Genomic DNA, 16,079 nt, shown 5'->3' with positions numbered 1-16,079 from the left:
GACGGTCCACTTCTACCAGTTAGATCTCGTCTGCGGCTTCGAGATCGTCTAGGTACTCGTGGGCCTCCTCCAAGATGTCTCGCGGCCCGTCCTGCGTGACGGTGTTTACCGCCTGCTCGTAGTCGCGCCACTGGAGGTCTCTGTGCTCGTTCGAGATCTCGGCGCTGGCCTCGAACGATTTCGCGATAAAGAGGTGGACGGTCTTGTGGATCGTCGTGCCGTTTGCCTCGAAGACGTAACTGTAGTCCTCGCGAAAGCCGTCGAGAAGTCTAAACTGATCGATACCTGCCTCTTCCTTTACTTCGCGGATCGCCGTCTGCTGTAGTTCTTCCTCTCCTTCGACACCGCCCTTTGGAAACTCCCAGTCGCCCGGGCGGCTCTTGAGTAGAAGATACTCGCGCCGGCCCCGCGTGTCGCGGAAGAGGATCGCGCCTGCGCTCGTAGCTTCGACTGCCATTAACAGGAATAACAGTTACGACGTTAAGAGAATATCGGACTGGTCGTCCACTCGCGGCCTATCTCGGGAGATTTTTACGCTATCGCCGTGGACAAGGATACCAGCTATGACCTTCGTCACTCGTCTGACCCTCCAAAGCGGGGACCGGGCCGCCCTCGATGGGATCGTCTCGGACATCAAAGAAACTGCAGAGCGAAAGGGTGCGGCTCTGAAGGGCCCTCACTCCTATCCACCAGAGACGATCTCGGTACCCCAACACTCTCGACTGCACGCCGACGACGACCGGCGGTTTGCCTCCTGGCAGTACACCGTCTTCAAACGAGAACTCGAGATCCACGGACACGACAACCTCGCGCGGAACATCGCCAAACAGAACTTCCCCGATTCGGTCCACATCGAAGCCGAGGTCGAACAGGTCCACGGGGTTGGGCGTGGTCGGAACTAAGTTCACTTTCGAGGTACTGAGGAACCACTCTCGCTGAACGTATCGCTGTAAATTCACTATTTGTTGACCACCCGGCACGCTTTTCATTTCGCTTATCGATCCGTACGTATGGACGAGACGCTCATTTCGCTGCGACGCGACCTCCACCGGCGGCCCGAACCCGCCTGGTGTGAGTTCTACACGACGGCGCGGATCGTCGCCGAACTCGAGCGACTCGACGTGGACGGACTCTTCGTTGGCCCGGACGCGCTCGCAACCGATCATCGGCTCGCCGTTCCCGACGAGTCGGAGCTGGACGCGTGGTACGAGCAGGCGAGTAGATACGACGTCGACAGGGACGTACTCACCCGGCTCGAGGGAGGGTACACGGGTGCTATCGCCGGTATCGAACGCGGTGAGGGACCAACGATCGGACTACGCGTCGACATCGACGCCCTCCCACGCCCGGAGTCAGCCGATTCCGACCACCGTCCGGCGGCTGAGGGGTTCCGGTCCGAACACGAGGGCGCGATGCATGCCTGTGGGCACGACGCCCACGCGACTATCGGTGTCGGTGTACTCCGTGAGATTGTCGAGAGTGACTTTTCGGGGACGTTCACAGTGTTCTTCCAGCCCGCAGAGGAGGTTATCGGCGGCGGCAAGGCGATGGCGAAAAGCGAGCACTTGACCGACGTCGACCACCTGTTCGCGGTCCACGTCGGCCTCGACCACCCAACCGGCGAGGTCGTCGCTGGCATCGACGGCTTCCTCGCCGTCGCCCACCTCGAGGCGACGTTCACGGGCGAGTCCGCTCACGCCGGCGGCCATCCCGAGCAGGGGCGCAACGCCAACCAGGCACTCGCCACGGCGGTGACGAACCTTCATGGCATCCCGCGCCATGCCGACGGCGCCACCCGGATCAACGTCGGCGTCGTCGAGGGCGGCTCGGCCCCCAACGTGATCGCCGAGGAGGCCCGACTCGTCGCGGAGGTACGCGGCGAAACGACAGCTCTCAAAGACCACGTCGAGCGCCACGCCCGCCGGATCATCCGATCGGCCGCCGAAATGCACGACTGCGAGGTCGAAATCGAAACTGGCGCGGAGGCGCCGAGTGCGACGAGCGACGACGACCTCGCCCGGACCGTCGCTGACGTCGCAAGCGACGTCGACGGCGTCGACAGCGTTCTCGAGCGCTCCGAACTCGGTGGCAGCGAGGACGCAACATTCCTCATGCGCGAGGTACAGCAAAACGGCGGCAACGCCTGTTACGTCGGCATCGGCACGGATCACCCAGGTGGGCACCACACCGCGACGTTCGACGTCGACGAAGAGAGCATCCGCCACGGCGTGGAGGTCCTCTCGGGAGCGATCGAGCGGGTTGGGGCGGGGCGGTCGTAGAGTGTAGATTCACTAACATTCACCGCGAGGGCCGCAGGCCCGAGCGGGCCGACGACTGATGTGAAGAACCGCGAAGCGGCCCGGAACAGAAGGAGGAGTGCTTTTGATCGAAACTGAGCGGGATCGAAGATCCCGCGAGGTCGTCGGCGCAAAGCGTCGACTGCCCGAGGGACCTACGGTCCCTCGCTGTCCAAAAGAGCGCTCCGCGCTCTTTTGATGATTTTGTCGAGGGACGCGACGGCGTGCGGCAGCGCAGCTGCCGTCGCCGTCGCAGACCGCAGAACAAAATTTCGGTGTCTAGTATTTCGGATCGGCGCCTGTCGTCTCGTAGACGTCCTCCATCAGCTCGTCCCGGCGGCGCTGCCAGGCGTCGAAGCCATCAGGGCTCGACGGATACGTCTCGTAGTGGGAAAGCAACTCGTCTGCGCGCCGTTTCGTCTGGTAGAGGTTCCAGATGGTGCCCCAGTGGCCGCGGCTCTTCACCAACGCCTCGAGTTTGAGCTTGAGGCCGATATCCGTGCTGCCGGAGTACAGCGCGTCGGCGAGCTTGTCGCCAGGCATCGCCGCCAGCAGTCCCATCAGGTCGTCGACGTCGACCGCTGTCGAGAGGATATTGTAGACGTCTAAGGCGGCGTAACGGGCGCCGAAGTGGTCCATCACGCGCTCGTTGTACTTCCAGAGGACGTCCTCGCCGTACTGGCCGGTTTCGAGGGCCTCGATCGCCTGGTCCGCGGCGTACTTGCCAGCGTACGCCGCGCCGGCGATACCGCCGCCTGTCGTGGGGTTGACGTGGCCGGCGGCGTCGCCGACCGCGACGAACCCGGGGTGGACCGCCGAGTCGTAGGGCCGACGGGTCGGGAGGGCGGCGCCGAGTTTATCCTCGACGCGGGCGCCCGCGAACTCGGGTCGGTCCCGGAGGTCCCGTTTTAGATCCTCGACGAGTTTCATCGGCTCTTCGGTCATCTGGAAGCCCAGACCGGCGTTGATCTCGGTTTCGGTGCGCGGGAAGTACCAGAGGTAGCCCGCGGCTCGTTCGGTCGGCTTGAACACGAGTGCGTCCGACCACTCGACGGGCTCGTCGACGTGGACGATCTCTCGGTAGGCCGAGCAGAACTGCGAGTAGGTGACGTTGGTGTCGAACGTGGACGTAGAGAAGTCGACCGTGTCTTGCAGGACCGACAGCGAGCCGGCGCCGTCGACGACGATCTCGGCCTCGTAGGTTTGGGGCGTTCCCTTTTTTGTCGCCTGGACGCCGACGACGCGGCCGTCGTCGTTCTGGAGGACGTCCTGGACGACGGTGTCATACTCGAAGCGCACGCCTGCCTGCTCTGCGCCCTCGATGATCAGTCGGCCGTACTCCCAGCGGTCGATCACCGCGAGTTCGCCCGGCACCGGAATCTCGAGGACGGTGTCCTCCTGGGGGATCTCGAATCGGCCATGGTCAACGCCCGTGTTCGTAAAGGCGGGCTCCAGCTGGGATTTCGGGATGGCGTCCGGGAAGGCGTCGGCTCCCTTCAGGGCGTCGCCACAGGCGATGTGGCCCGCCTCTTCGGCCGACTTGCGCTCCAGGACGACGACGTCGTATCCGGCCTGGGCGACGGTCGCCGCGGCGTAACAGCCGGCGGTTCCGGCTCCGACGACGACCACGTCCGGCGCACCCGCTGCGGTCGTCGTCGCGTTGGTTGACTGCTCCTGCGTACTCATAGTCGTGTGTCCTCACCCGGGTAAGAAAACGTTTTATGTGCACTTCGCCGCCTGCCGGCGCAAAACTCGCCTCCGACCCGCTAGTCGGCACAATCTGGCGGGGTGCGAATAAAGAGTTTTAGGGAGGTCTTTCGTATCGGCGGGTATGACAGAGTACACCGTCGAATTCGTCGGGACCGGCGAGACGATCACCTGCTCGGACAAAGAGACAATCCTCAGTCGGTGTCTCGAGGAAGGGATCGCCCAGGAGTACTCCTGCCGGGTCGGGATGTGTCTGGCCTGCTCTGCCGAAATTCTCGACGGTGAGGTCACCCAGCCTGCCGCCCGCGGCCTCACGGAGGCCGAAGCCGAACGCTACGCGCTGACCTGTATGGCTCGCCCCCAATCAGATCTCAAACTCGAGCGCGGTGTCTATCCGCCGAGCATCGAGGCCGATGTCGAAGCGGCGGGCGACGCCGCACCTGCCGACGACTGACAGCCGAACTGAATCCACTTCACGCTCGACACTTCCGAACTCTTCGTTCGAAGCGCAACTCTCCGATAAAACAGCCAATCGTCCGCTCAGTCGACGAAGTCGACGTCTTCGGTCTCTGGCTGGACGGCCTCGCCCTCCGGCCGACCGTAGATCTGGGGTGACTCGACGCCCGTGACGACGATCATGGTTCGCATCGATCCCTCCAGACTCTCGTCGATCGACGTCCCCCAGATGATCCGTGCGTCGGGGTCGATCCGGTCGTAGATCTCCTCGACGACGCCCTCGGCTTCCTCGATAGACATGTCGTTGCCGCCGGTGACGTTGACCAGCGCAGAACTCGCACCGGAGATATCGACGTCGAGCAGCGGCGATCGGAGCGCGGTCTTGACAGAGTCTTCGGCTTTCGCCTCGGAGTCAGCCTCGCCGAGGCCGATCATCGCGACGCCGCCGCGTTCCATCACGGTGCGGACGTCGGCGAAGTCCAGGTTGACGAGGCCCGGCTTGGTGATCAGTTCGGTGATGCCCTTCACCGAGCGCATCAACACCTCGTCGGAGACTTTAAAGGCCTGCTTGACCGGCAGTTTGCCGACGGAGTCGAGCAGCCGGTCGTTCGGCACGACGATGACGGTGTCGGAGACGTCACGCAGCCGTTCGAGACCGGCCTCGGCGTTCGTCCGGCGAACCTCCCCCTCTGCGGTAAACGGCGTCGTGACGATCGAGATGGTGAGTGCACCGGCCTCGCGGGCCGCCTTGGCGACGACGGGCGCAGAGCCAGTGCCGGTACCGCCGCCGAGACCCGCCGTAACGAAGACCATATCGGAGCCGTCGATGGCGTCGTAGATGTCCTGCTGGCTCTCGAGGGCAGCCTCCTCGCCGACCTGGGGCAGCGAACCGGCCCCGCGGCCGCCGGTCTTTTGCTCTCCCATCAGGATCTTGGTGTCGGCATCGATCTCGACTAAGTGCTGGACGTCCGTGTTCGCGGCGACGAGCTTTGCACCGTGGATCCCTTCCTCGTCCATCCGGTTTACGGTGTTGCCCCCGGCGCCGCCACACCCCACGACCGTGATGTCTGTCTGGAGGTCGTCGAGAACGTCGAGCAGTTCGTCGTCGGTCATCGTTCCCGATGGGTCGGCATCGGTCCCGGTATCCTCCTCGTAGCCGACCGCCTCCGAATCGCCCTCGACGTCGGCTTCGGCCTCGTCGATGGCGTCGTCGATAATTGAGTCCATCTTGTGCCGTTCTATATGATGAAGCATCATATCCTTTCCCCCTCGGCGTCAGACGAACGTCAGACGCGGTAATACGATATTACTATCGCGTCACTCGAGTGAATGGAGCGCCTACTGGGTGGGAGATCCGCGATCACCTGACGAGGTCCCTGACGGAATCGGAAAGCGACTGGTTCGGCGGACTCGAACGTCCCCCGGCTCGACAGTTTTCCCGTCGACGGTGACCGGCGAGCCGCTGGCTAGCGCGCCGAACTTCGGCCCTTCCGGGACGCCGGCCTCGCTGGCCAGCGATGGGTCGAACGCCAACCCCTCGGCGACGACCGCGTCCGACTCTACGCGAACCGTCTCGTAGGATTCTTCGAGGATCTCCGCCAGCGCCTCGACGACGGGTTCGAGAGTCGTGTCCGAGGGGAGCGCCGCTCGTTCGCCGACGCGGCTGCCGCCGTTTTCGGTCTCGAAGGCGACGCTGTGGGTGGCGACCGTCCGCCGAACGCGGTCGGGATCGATCCCCTCCGCTTCGGCGGCCAGCTCCGCAGGCAGGTCGACGACGGCGAAACCACCGGTATCGCCGTCCGCGGGGGCCTCGGGGATGCGCTCGCCAAACTGCACGCCGTCTGCAACTGGGCCGAGCGCGTCCTCGACACGCGCGACGAGCTCGAGAGGTCGGTCGCCAACCTCGCGGAGCCACGCCTCGCTCACGGTTCGGTAGCCGAGGTTCTCGATCACGCCTTCGAGCTCCGGTCGGTCGTCGTCGACGACCGCGAGCTCCGCCCCGCTTTCGACGAATGCCCGCTCGATCACCGCCTCGTTCTCGGCGGGGTCCCCCATCGCGGAGAGCGCCCAGTCGGCGGCGACGTGGCCGACAGCCCACGGCGTCTCCCGGACGATACGCTCGAATCGGGGGACGTAGTGGCCGCCGCCGAAGCCGACGACGGTGCGCTCGCGGTGGGGGGAGACGCCTGCCAGCGCGAGGATGGCGCGGGCGACGGCCGTCGCTCCCTCCGGGTCGTCCCACTGCTCGTCGGAACTGCCGAGTTCGGCGAACAACGAGGGGCAGCCGACGTCGGTCGGGCCGTGGTGGGTACATTCGAGGCCGATGTCGTAGCCCTCGGGGGCGTACTCGGCGGCGGCCTCGCGGAATCGGACGAGCGCGTTCGGACACGCCGCGGCGAGCGCGCGGTCTTCTCCGCCGTACTCTGCCGGGCCGAAGTTTCCCGTGAAGTGACCGGTTAGCAACGGCCCCGTCTCGCCGGCGTGTCGGGAGGCGAACACCAGCAGGTCTGGATCGCCGGAGAACGCCGCCGCCGGATGCTCCATCTCGAGGTGGCGCTGCTCGAACGACCGCAGTTCGAAGGCGTCGGTGCGGTCGTAGGTGCCCCCGCCCTTGGCGTCCGGCTGGCTCGGGTCTTCCCGCCGCTCCCAGTCGGCGAGCTCTCGCAGGCGCTCGCAGATGTGCTCTGAGGCCCGATCGGCTCGGCTCTCGACGATCGCGATCACGTCCGCAGTTGCTCGCGGGCGGCCGAATACGTGACGGTTCCCACCAGCTAAGTCGGGTTCCGCCGACAGCAGGGGAGCCGATCAGGGCAGTAACAGGTAGATAAAGCCGACGTAGCCCGCGAGCAGTGCGAGTCCGTCCAGGCGCGTGAGTCGTCGCCCGTACCCCATCATCGCGACGAGGACGACGGTGAACGCGACGAGCGCGGGGAGTTCGAACCGCAGGGTTCCCGACGAGACGGGGATCGGCGTGATCACCGCTACGAGCCCGAGCACGGCGAGGATGTTGTAGACGTTCGAACCCACCACGTTTCCGATCGCGAACTGGGTCTCTCCGCGCAGCGCTCCCACGACCGACGCTGCGAGCTCGGGCAGGGAGGTGCCGAGCGCGAGCACCGTGAGCCCGATGAACAGATCGGAGAAGCCGAACGCCGAGAGGAGATCGACGCTGCCGGAGATCAGCCACCGCGAGCCGACCACGAGCGCGAGCAAACCGCCGAGGACCAGCGCAACGTCACGTGCTTGGACGCCGTTTCGAGCGTCCGGATCGTCGACCATCGGCGCGGGATCTGCGTTGACGTAGTACAGCAGGTACGCGGTAAAGCCCGCGAGTGCGGCGAGCATCACGAGTCCGTCGAGTCGGCCCAGCTCCCCGTTCCACGCGAGCGCGACCAGCAGGAACGCCGACAGCACCATGAACGGGACGTGGCGCGTCATCGCGACCGTGCTGATCGACAGCGGCCGTATCAGTGCTGCGAGCCCGAGTACGAGACCGATGTTGGCGACGTTCGAGCCGATGATCGCTCCGAGGCCGACGTCGGTCGAGACGTCGAGCGCGCCGATGGTCGCGACGAACAGTTCGGGAGCGGTCGTCGCGAACGCGATGACGGTGACGCCGACAGTGGCCGCCCGGAGGCCGATTCCGAACGCGAGCCCGCCAGCGCCCGAGACGAGCAGCTCCGCGCCGACGTAGAGCGCAACGATCCCTGCCGCCAGCAAGACGACGGGAACCACTAGGTCGGGACCGAGCGCCATGATCTGTTCGGCGATACTCGTGAACAGGGGATAAACGGACCGACCTGCCCCGTGGGCCGCCCTTGACCGAAACCACAACAGCGCCGAGCCGCACTGATTATGATCCCTCCGCGAGCAGAGACCGGTATGCACGTCTTTGGACTACTCGGAAACCCCGTCGGCCACTCGCTGTCCCCGCCGATGCACGAAGCGGGATACGAGGCGCTCGGGATCGACGCCCGCTACGTCACCTTCGAACCCGAGATCGACGAGATCGAGGCCGCCGTCCGGGGCGCCCAGGCGCTCGACGTTCGCGGGCTGAACGTGACGATCCCGTTCAAACAGGACGTCCTCGACGTCGTCGAACCGGACGAGTTGGCCCAGCGCATCGGCGCCGTGAACACGATCGACTTCTCGGGCGATGCGCCGACCGGCCACAACACGGACGCCGCGGGTGCGATCCGCGCGCTGCGCGACCACGACGTCGCGATCGACGGCGCGCACGCCGTCGTCGTCGGCGCCGGCGGTGCGGGACGAGCGATCGCGTTCGGTCTCGCCGACGCGGGCGCAACCGTTGAGATCGCCAACCGGACCGAGTCGACCGCCCACGAGCTGGCCCAAGCGGTTCCCGGAGCGACGGGGTACGGACTCGGCGCACTTCCCGATAGACTCGCCGAGGCCGACGTCCTCGTCAACGCCACGAGCGTCGGCATGGAAGAAGACGCGACGCCGGTTCCGGCCGACGCCCTCCACGGCGAGCTGGCAGTCCTCGACGCCGTCTACCGCCCGCTCGAGACGCGCCTCCTCCGGGACGCGGCGGCCGCGGGAGCCACCACGGTCGACGGCGCCTGGATGCTGCTCTACCAGGGCGTCGCCGCCTTCGAACGCTGGCTCGACGTCGACGCGCCGGTCGAACCGATGAACGCGGCGCTCCGCGAACACCTCTAGAACCGGACGGCTTTAAGTGTCTGAGTCGATAATATTCACTAAATGGCACTCATTCAGAAGCTAAAGTCGTTGCTCGGACTCGGCGGTGACGACGAACCCGCGCGATCGCGCGACGTGAGCGTAACCGTCGAACGCGAGCGATCGATAGAGAGCACCGAGGAACCTGACGACGCCGCCGCAGCCGGCACCTCGGCCGCCGGATCGACTGACTCGATGACGCAGACGCCGGCAGAGCCGGAGTCGGCGGCCGAGCCTGGCGAAGCGGCAGGGCCGACCGACGCCGACGCGGCGCCCTCGACGGAGAAAACGGCCGACGACAGACCGACCTCCGATGTCGACGAATCGGATGACGAACCCGAAGAGATGGCATCTGAGGACGAGCCGGAACCCGAAATCGACGACACGGCCGACGAGGCCGACGGCGACGAAGAAGCCGATTCGGGCGTCGAGGAGTCCGACCCCGCTGCGGACCAGGCGACCGCCGAGGAGGATGAGGGAGGCGACGCCGCAGACGCGGTTGCTGAAGAGACTGCAGACGAGGTCGACGACGCTGCCTCGAGCGACGACGATTCCGACGCTGCAGACGAGGCGGAAGCGGGCGAACCCGTCGACGTGATCAAGGGAATCGGGCCGGCCTACGCCGACCGCCTGGCCGATGCGGGCGTCGAGACCGTCACTGAGCTGGCAGCTGCCGACGCGGGCGACCTCGCCGAGCAGACTGAAATCTCCGAGAAGCGACTCCAGGGCTGGATCAATCGGGCAGAAGTCCGCTGACCGGTCCATCGGTCGCGATCCGCGGCGAACGTCGCCGAGAACCGCAAGACGATTACCCCGCCGAGTCCTCTCTGTGCCTATGACGGAGCCGCAGGTCGTCACCACGCTCGCGTCCTTCCGGGAGGCCGTTTCCAGCGCTCCAGACGGCCGAGATGCGAGCGTCGCTTCTCGCGCCGAAGACGACCGCCCCGGCTCCACCGAACTCCGGGTTCCCGTCGAGGTTCGCGTTCAGGTCGAGGACCCGTTTTTAGCGTATCGTCGGGCTCGCGAGCCCGGCACATCCGACGGTTCCTTCCTCGAAACGACCGGCGGACAGGCCGGATGGGGCTACTTCGGTGTCGACCCGACCGACCGGCTCACTGTCGGCGCGGACGCGGTCTCGCGAGGCGGCGACGGCTCCCCCACGCTAGACGCTCTCGAGAGTCGGCTGGCGCTCGAGGATCTCGTTCGTGGCGACTGTGATGTCCCCTACCCCTGCGGTGTGATCGGCTGGCTATCCTACGACGTGGCTCGGGAGCTCGAGGAGCTCCCGACCGACGCCGACGACGATCGGGGACTGCCCCGGTTCGAGGGCCGCGTCTACGACCGGCTCGCGGCCTGGGAAATCCAGGGAGGCGACGGTGTCACGACCTCCGCGACGGATTCCGACGCCGACGACGAACCGGTCACGCTGCGGGTGACGGCCTGTCCGCGCGTCGAGCTGGACGGCGACGCCGCCGTCGAGGCGGCCTACGAGCGTGGCCGCGAGCGCGCACTCGAACTCGCGGAGGCAGCCCTCTCGGGCGACCCGAGCCATGGTGGTCCGCCCGTCGCCGCGACCGAGGCAACTTTCGAGAGCGACTGCGACCGCGAGGCGTTCGCTGAGCGCGTCCGCCGGGTCAAGGCGTACATCCGCGACGGCGACACCTTCCAGGCGAACATCTCCCAGCGACTCGCCGCCCCCGCGGCGGTCCACCCCGTCGCCGCCTACGACGCCCTCCGCCGGGTGAATCCGGCCCCCTACTCCTGCCTGCTCGAACTTCGCGCCGCCGATCTGGTCAGCGCGAGTCCCGAACTCCTGTTAGAACGCAACGGTGACTTCGTCCGTACGGAACCCATCGCCGGCACCCGCCCCCGCGGCGAGACCCCGGAGGCGGACCGCGAACTCGAGGTCGATCTGCTGACCGACGAGAAAGAGCGCGCCGAGCACGCGATGTTGGTCGATCTGGAACGGAACGACCTCGGGAAGGTCTGTCAGTACGGCTCGGTCGACGTCGCCGAGTACCGCCGGGTCGACCGCTACTCCGAGGTGATGCACCTCGTCTCAGACGTGACCGGCCGCCTGCGGGCCGACGCCACGCTCGCGGACGCGATCGCGGCGGTCTTCCCCGGCGGGACGATCACAGGCGCGCCGAAGCCCCGGACGATGGAGATCATCGACGAGGTCGAGACGACCCGTCGGGGCCCCTACACCGGCAGCGTCGGCCTCTTCGGCTTCGACGGGCGGGCGACGCTCAACATCGTGATCCGGACGCTCGTCTGCCACGCCGAGGAGTACCACCTCCGGGTCGGCGCCGGCATCGTCCACGACTCCGAGCCCGGTCGGGAGTACGACGAGACCCTCGACAAGGCCCGGGCGCTGATCACCGCGATCGACGAGGCCCTCGGCGAGCGCGTCGAGATGGCGCTTTCGGCCGACGGGGGTGAGCCACGTGAGTGACGATCGCAGCAACCGGTTGCTGGTCGTCGACAACTACGACTCCTTCGCGTACAACCTCGTCCAGTACGTTGGGGAGGTAGCCGACGAGGTCGTGGTCCGGCGCAACGACGAGATCGACCTCGCGGGCGTGGGCGAACTCGACCCGACGGGGATCGTCGTTTCGCCCGGGCCCGGCACACCCGCGGAGGCGGGGATCTCGATTCCCCTCTTCCGGGAGACCGAGTATCCGATCCTCGGTGTCTGTCTGGGCCACCAGGCGCTCTGTGCGGCCAACGGCGCGCCCGTCGTCCACGCTCCCTCGGTCGTCCACGGCAAGCCCTCGGTCGTCTCCCACGACGGTGAGGGGCTGTTCGACGGCCTCCCCGAGCGCTTCCAGGTCGGCCGGTATCACTCCCTGGCCGTCGAGCGCGAGGATCTGCCGGATAGCCTTGTCGAGACAGCCCGTACCGCCGACGAGCGGGGCGTGCTGATGGCGGTGCGCCATCGCGAGCGTCCCCACCTGGGCGTCCAGTTTCACCCCGAGAGCATCCTCACCCGCGAGCCGGAGCCGGCCGAGTCAGAGCCAATTGCGTCCGGCTCGGGCGACCCCGCCGCCGCTCCCGACCCGGCAGCCACCGATCCGAACGCGACGACGGTCGCGGGATCCGTCGGTGCGGGCCGGGAGATCTCGCTTGCGGTCGGCAAACGGATGATCCGGAACTTCTGTGCGTTCGCCGCCGAGTACGACGCTGACGAGTGAGTCGGCAGGCGTAGTGTGTACTCTCTGTACGAATCAGGAACTAGTGCGCGATGTGATCTTCTAGCAAGGGCCAACGATCAATACAGGGGAAACAGACACCACTTACGGAAGAAACACACTTCCCCGTAGCAGCCTATTTTTCAGTAGCGTATATTGCGTAATGCATCTCGCCCGTTTCTACCAATTCGTGTGCTTGGCGGACACGAAGGCCATCAACTACTGTGGATTGCTCCACTTGGATGAGGGTTGTCAGACTCGCCGGTTCATCATTACCCTCTTGTGAAGTCTCTGCTCCAATGTATATTTCATTCTTGGAGAGTCCACCGACGGAGCTGACGGTAACTGTTCCGGGAGAAGATGAGAAACCCCCTTGAAGCACGATAAGTGAGTTGGTCTCAAAATCCGTGTCATCGACAAATACGCTCGGTCGTTCGTACGTGTCCGCCTGTGATCCGCCTTCAATACCGAGGTCATTCAGAGCTGTTTCGTCAAGTTGTTCGGCATCTTCGTGAGAATTAAGTATGAAACCGTATAGCTCCGTGGAGCCAGCCGGGAAGTCGCCAACTGTTTCGGTCCGGTGGAGTGAGGTTGGGTTCTCTGAACAGACTCCGTTTGGGATCACTTCCTGTTCCAAGTAGCAATCTCCGAGTCGTAGTGTCTCGAACGCAAGCGGATCTGCGCTATCTCCATACTCGGTCAACTCTCCGGATGGCTCACCCTTCGACTCGTTGCCGTTCAACTCTCCGTTGCCTGCATTGGTATTCGAATTATCGTCAGTTCCTTGCACGTCTCCGAACTGATCGAGGCACCCACAAACACTGATGAGTGCACCAGAACTACCCATTTTGAGAAGGTTCCGACGATTCATATATTTCGATTCCACAAGTGTACATAAATACGTTCTCCAAGCTCAAATACGGATTGTAGTTATCGATCAACTCGCAAACGTACTTGTCGGATGATCCACACCCGATCTTCCTGAACAGACCCCCGAATAACCCGTCTTCGGTGCAACTGCTGTGAGTCACCCCTTCCCATATCTGCACCTCAACTCTCCTCCAACAGGACGAGCAGTGGGTTCATAGTGCTCTGGCGGCGACGAACGGGTAGACGCGACGCCGATTCGCACCATGACCGACGACCTGCTGTACCACGTCGACGGCGACCTCGTGCCCGCGAGCGAGGCGACCGTTCGCGTCGACGACCGCGGCTTTCGCTACGGCGACGGCGTCTTCGAGACACTCCGGGCCTACGGCGGGAAGCTCTTCGAGTGGCACGCCCACGCCGACCGCCTCGAGCGTTCCGCACGGGCGCTCGGAATCGATCACGGACTCTCCCGAACCGGCCTGCGGGGCCGAATCGACGAGACTCTGCGGGCGAACGGGCTCGACAACGCTTACGTCCGGCTCTCGATTACTCGCGGGGTCCAGCCCGGCAAACTCACGCCCGATCCCGAGGTCGACCCGACGGTCGTCGTCTACGTCGCCTCGCTTCCCAGGGGCGGTACGGCTGGCGATCCGGTCTGGGACGCGCCCGCCCGGGTCGAGCGCGTAGAGACCCGCCGGATTCCGGATGCGGCAGTTCCGTCGGCGGCGAAGACGCACAACTACCTGAACGGTATCCTCGCCAGGCGGGAGCTCGAGGACGGCGACGAGGCGCTCCTGTGTGACACGGACGGCTTCCTCGCGGAGGGCGCGACGAGCAACCTCTTCTTCGTCGACGACGGGGCTCTTCACACCCCGACGACCGAGGGACCGGTACTCCCGGGAATCACCCGCCGAGTCGTCATCGAACTCGCCCGGGACGCCGAGGTTCCCATCGCCGAGGGCCGGTACGAGCCTGCGCGATTGGCGGACGCCTCCGAGGCGTTTCTGACGAACACGACCTGGGAGATCCGACCGATCGCGAGCGTCGACGGCGAGGCTGTAGGCGGCGAGGCTGTAGGCGGCGATGCGGTCGACACCGGGCCGATAACCGACCGTCTCGCGCAGTTGTACCGAGAGCGCGTCGAAAAGCGCTGTTACTGAGACGACGGCGGATCCACGCTAGCTCGCGTTCCGCAACATCGAGTCAACGCCGGCTTCCATTCCGCCACACCGAATCGCCGAACTCCCGTTCGCGACGCCGGTGAGTTCCCCACCCATCGGTACACTGATCTGTGCGTGTGTCGAGATGACATGCATGGCTGCGATCGATACGTCCGACGCGCAGAGCCTCGACGGTCGAACGCTCCTCACACGGGGGGCGCTCGCGACTGTCCTCTCGGTCGTCGCGAACTGGATCGTCCTCTGGGCGGCGCTCGCGGTCGACACCGTCGAGCCGTTCGACCCGCTTTCGGTCCCGCCAGTGACGCTGCTGACGGTCCTCGGTGCGCTGGGTGCGACGCTCGTCTACGGTGTGCTCACCCGCGTCTCGGAGACGCCGGATCGGACGTTTACTCGCCTCGCGGCGGTCGTCCTCGTCCTCTCGTTTCTCCCGGATGTCGCGTTGCTGGAACTCGACCCGAACGCGACGGTGCCCGCGGTCGTCGTTCTCATGCTGATGCACGTCGTCGTCGCGGTGAGCTGCGTGGCAGTCCTGACGAACGTGGCGAGGTAACCTTCGAGCGCCGTCTCAGGCGGGCAGTAATTCGACTCCCGTTCGTTCCGTCCGCGCGAGGTCCAGTACGAAGTCGGGGCCGAACGCGCTCGCCGGCGTCTGGAAGCCAGCCGATGCCTCGCCAGCCAGCGCCCGCTCTGCCGCTGCAGCAGCCGACTCTGCGGTCAGCGCGTAGGGCCCCGGCGTTCGTAAAAGCACGCGCTCAGTGTGGTCGCCGGCTCGGACCTCGCCCCAGCAGATCGCCTCACTGGTCGTGAGTTCGCGTCCATCCGGTCCTTCCGGGAGCAGATTGATTGCCCGACCGAGGACTGTCTCGGCGGGTCGCGAGTCAAGCAGTTGGGCGAACCCGTCGATCACTGGCTCAAATCTGGCCGCCGTCGACGGCTCCGGTGCCAGCCGGCCGAGCCAGTCGGGTCCCGGAATCGCGACGGTCGTCGTGACGGTGTCGATCCCAGTCGAATGCGCCGCGGTGACGAGGTCGCCAAGCGGTGCTATCACGGTCGGCTCCGGTCCGTCCCCGAAGTCGATCTCCGGCCCCCGGCTGCCCAGCGCGATGGGGACGAGCCGTCCGTCTCGCCGGACGAGCGCGTCGTCCCCGATCTGCCCAAGCAGCGTCTTGATCGTTCCTCGCGAGGGTGTCATCTGACTGTTGATGCCGAGGGTGAGTTCGTCGGCGTCGGGGAGTTGCTCGGCGAGGTGTGCAGCCAGACAGTCCGTGGGGACGACCTCGAAGCCGACGCCGGGAAGGACTGTCACGTCGGCGTCGCGGGCGTCCTCGTCTCGGCGGCTGAGTCGTTCGAAGACCCCGATTTCGCCGGTGATATCGAGGTAATCGGTCTCCGTCTCGAGACACGCCTCGACGAGTGGCGGCGCCGTCTGGGCGAACGGGCCGGCGCAGTTTACGACCGCATCGACGTCTGCGAGCTGGGTAGCGATCTCCGCTGGCGCGTCTAGCGGAAAGACCCGGCTGTCGACGTCGAGTGCTGTGGCCTGCTCGCGGACGCTCTCTGCGTCGCGGCCGGCCACGATCGGTTCGAGCTCTCGGCCGACCGCCTCGCTGGCGACGAGTCGCCCCGTGTAGCCGTACGCACCGTAGAGTAGCAGGGATCCCATCTCATCTATCCCT

At 65.7% G+C, this 16,079-nt stretch carries 16 protein-coding genes; 9 read left to right on the top strand and 7 right to left on the bottom strand.

Annotation, left to right across the window (positions count from 1 at the left end; genetic code table 11):
- Window positions 1–19: 19 nt before the first annotated feature.
- Window positions 20–457: a bis(5'-nucleosyl)-tetraphosphatase gene (locus OB905_05060; GenBank protein MCU4925357.1), complete on the bottom strand. Its 438-nt coding sequence runs from the start codon at window positions 455–457 to the stop codon at window positions 20–22.
- Between the two features lie 106 nt (window positions 458–563).
- Between OB905_05060 and OB905_05055 the strand changes: the two genes are divergently transcribed.
- Window positions 564–902 carry a hypothetical protein gene (locus OB905_05055; protein ID MCU4925356.1) on the top strand — a complete coding sequence of 113 codons (339 nt, stop codon included), beginning with the start codon at window positions 564–566 and terminating at the stop codon, window positions 900–902.
- 108 nt (window positions 903–1,010) lie between these two features.
- Window positions 1,011–2,279 carry an amidohydrolase gene (locus tag OB905_05050; protein ID MCU4925355.1) on the top strand — a complete coding sequence of 423 codons (1,269 nt, stop codon included), beginning with the start codon at window positions 1,011–1,013 and terminating at the stop codon, window positions 2,277–2,279.
- 297 nt (window positions 2,280–2,576) lie between these two features.
- Here the strand turns inward: OB905_05050 and OB905_05045 are convergent, their stop codons facing one another.
- Window positions 2,577–3,983, bottom strand: coding sequence for a geranylgeranyl reductase family protein (locus tag OB905_05045; GenBank protein MCU4925354.1), 1,407 nt, complete (start codon window positions 3,981–3,983; stop codon window positions 2,577–2,579).
- 145 nt (window positions 3,984–4,128) lie between these two features.
- Here OB905_05045 and OB905_05040 point away from each other — a divergent pair, with 145 nt between their 5' ends.
- Complete coding sequence (locus tag OB905_05040) at window positions 4,129–4,458, top strand: 2Fe-2S iron-sulfur cluster-binding protein (protein ID MCU4925353.1); 330 nt, start codon at window positions 4,129–4,131, stop codon at window positions 4,456–4,458.
- 86 nt (window positions 4,459–4,544) lie between these two features.
- On the opposite strand, the gene ftsZ is transcribed toward OB905_05040, so the two are convergent.
- The 3 genes from ftsZ to OB905_05025 all read right to left on the bottom strand — a co-directional run bounded on the left by ftsZ (window position 4,545) and on the right by OB905_05025 (window position 8,216).
- Entirely contained in the window at window positions 4,545–5,687 is a 1,143-nt protein-coding gene (gene ftsZ / locus OB905_05035) for a cell division protein FtsZ (GenBank protein ID MCU4925352.1), read from the bottom strand.
- A 111-nt stretch (window positions 5,688–5,798) separates the two neighbouring features.
- Window positions 5,799–7,184 (bottom strand): hypothetical protein, encoded by a 1,386-nt coding sequence (locus OB905_05030; protein MCU4925351.1) that lies wholly within the window; start codon window positions 7,182–7,184, stop codon window positions 5,799–5,801.
- Between the two features lie 81 nt (window positions 7,185–7,265).
- A complete protein-coding gene (locus OB905_05025; GenBank protein MCU4925350.1) occupies window positions 7,266–8,216 on the bottom strand; it encodes a calcium/sodium antiporter in 951 nt (316 codons plus the stop codon).
- 126 nt (window positions 8,217–8,342) lie between these two features.
- Here OB905_05025 and OB905_05020 point away from each other — a divergent pair, with 126 nt between their 5' ends.
- From OB905_05020 to OB905_05005, 4 genes are all read left to right on the top strand, one after another.
- Window positions 8,343–9,143: a shikimate dehydrogenase gene (locus OB905_05020; GenBank protein MCU4925349.1), complete on the top strand. Its 801-nt coding sequence runs from the start codon at window positions 8,343–8,345 to the stop codon at window positions 9,141–9,143.
- Window positions 9,144–9,185: 42 nt separating this feature from the next.
- On the top strand, window positions 9,186–9,917 hold the full coding sequence (locus OB905_05015) for a helix-hairpin-helix domain-containing protein (GenBank protein MCU4925348.1): 732 nt from the start codon (window positions 9,186–9,188) through the stop codon (window positions 9,915–9,917).
- 79 nt (window positions 9,918–9,996) lie between these two features.
- Entirely contained in the window at window positions 9,997–11,616 is a 1,620-nt protein-coding gene (pabB, locus tag OB905_05010; protein MCU4925347.1) for an aminodeoxychorismate synthase, component I, read from the top strand.
- Entirely contained in the window at window positions 11,609–12,355 is a 747-nt protein-coding gene (locus tag OB905_05005) for an aminodeoxychorismate/anthranilate synthase component II (GenBank protein MCU4925346.1), read from the top strand. The genes pabB and OB905_05005 overlap by 8 nt, the downstream gene beginning before the upstream one ends.
- Before the next feature lie 133 nt (window positions 12,356–12,488).
- Here the strand turns inward: OB905_05005 and OB905_05000 are convergent, their stop codons facing one another.
- A complete protein-coding gene (locus OB905_05000) occupies window positions 12,489–13,223 on the bottom strand; it encodes a hypothetical protein (GenBank protein MCU4925345.1) in 735 nt (244 codons plus the stop codon).
- A gap of 262 nt (window positions 13,224–13,485) precedes the next feature.
- Between OB905_05000 and OB905_04995 the strand changes: the two genes are divergently transcribed.
- Together OB905_04995 and OB905_04990 are read left to right on the top strand one after the other, a co-directional pair.
- Window positions 13,486–14,382, top strand: coding sequence for an aminotransferase class IV (locus OB905_04995; GenBank protein ID MCU4925344.1), 897 nt, complete (start codon window positions 13,486–13,488; stop codon window positions 14,380–14,382).
- Window positions 14,383–14,536: 154 nt separating this feature from the next.
- Window positions 14,537–14,953, top strand: a complete 417-nt coding sequence (locus OB905_04990; GenBank protein ID MCU4925343.1) for a DUF6069 family protein — start codon at window positions 14,537–14,539, stop codon at window positions 14,951–14,953.
- Between the two features lie 15 nt (window positions 14,954–14,968).
- On the opposite strand, the gene OB905_04985 is transcribed toward OB905_04990, so the two are convergent.
- Window positions 14,969–16,066 (bottom strand): saccharopine dehydrogenase NADP-binding domain-containing protein, encoded by a 1,098-nt coding sequence (locus tag OB905_04985; protein MCU4925342.1) that lies wholly within the window; start codon window positions 16,064–16,066, stop codon window positions 14,969–14,971.
- Window positions 16,067–16,079: the final 13 nt, after the last annotated feature.

The organism is Halobacteria archaeon AArc-dxtr1 (assembly GCA_025517425.1).
Taxonomy (GTDB): domain Archaea; phylum Halobacteriota; class Halobacteria; order Halobacteriales; family Natrialbaceae; genus Halostagnicola.
This window is presented reverse-complemented; position numbering and strand designations above follow the sequence as displayed.

What these genes read in the sequence shown, in the direction of transcription:
- OB905_05060 (MCU4925357.1), bottom strand. Translation starts at nt 457, where the DNA reads ATGGCAGTCGAAGCTACGAGCGCAGGCGCGATCCTCTTCCGCGACACG.
- OB905_05055 (MCU4925356.1), top strand. Translation starts at nt 564, where the DNA reads ATGACCTTCGTCACTCGTCTGACCCTCCAAAGCGGGGACCGGGCCGCC.
- OB905_05050 (MCU4925355.1), top strand. Translation starts at nt 1,011, where the DNA reads ATGGACGAGACGCTCATTTCGCTGCGACGCGACCTCCACCGGCGGCCC.
- OB905_05045 (MCU4925354.1), bottom strand. Translation starts at nt 3,983, where the DNA reads ATGAGTACGCAGGAGCAGTCAACCAACGCGACGACGACCGCAGCGGGT.
- OB905_05040 (MCU4925353.1), top strand. Translation starts at nt 4,129, where the DNA reads ATGACAGAGTACACCGTCGAATTCGTCGGGACCGGCGAGACGATCACC.
- ftsZ (MCU4925352.1), bottom strand. Translation starts at nt 5,687, where the DNA reads ATGGACTCAATTATCGACGACGCCATCGACGAGGCCGAAGCCGACGTC.
- OB905_05025 (MCU4925350.1), bottom strand. Translation starts at nt 8,216, where the DNA reads ATGGCGCTCGGTCCCGACCTAGTGGTTCCCGTCGTCTTGCTGGCGGCA.
- OB905_05020 (MCU4925349.1), top strand. Translation starts at nt 8,343, where the DNA reads ATGCACGTCTTTGGACTACTCGGAAACCCCGTCGGCCACTCGCTGTCC.
- OB905_05015 (MCU4925348.1), top strand. Translation starts at nt 9,186, where the DNA reads ATGGCACTCATTCAGAAGCTAAAGTCGTTGCTCGGACTCGGCGGTGAC.
- pabB (MCU4925347.1), top strand. Translation starts at nt 9,997, where the DNA reads ATGACGGAGCCGCAGGTCGTCACCACGCTCGCGTCCTTCCGGGAGGCC.
- OB905_05000 (MCU4925345.1), bottom strand. Translation starts at nt 13,223, where the DNA reads ATGAATCGTCGGAACCTTCTCAAAATGGGTAGTTCTGGTGCACTCATC.
- OB905_04995 (MCU4925344.1), top strand. Translation starts at nt 13,486, where the DNA reads ATGACCGACGACCTGCTGTACCACGTCGACGGCGACCTCGTGCCCGCG.
- OB905_04990 (MCU4925343.1), top strand. Translation starts at nt 14,537, where the DNA reads ATGGCTGCGATCGATACGTCCGACGCGCAGAGCCTCGACGGTCGAACG.
- OB905_04985 (MCU4925342.1), bottom strand. Translation starts at nt 16,066, where the DNA reads ATGGGATCCCTGCTACTCTACGGTGCGTACGGCTACACGGGGCGACTC.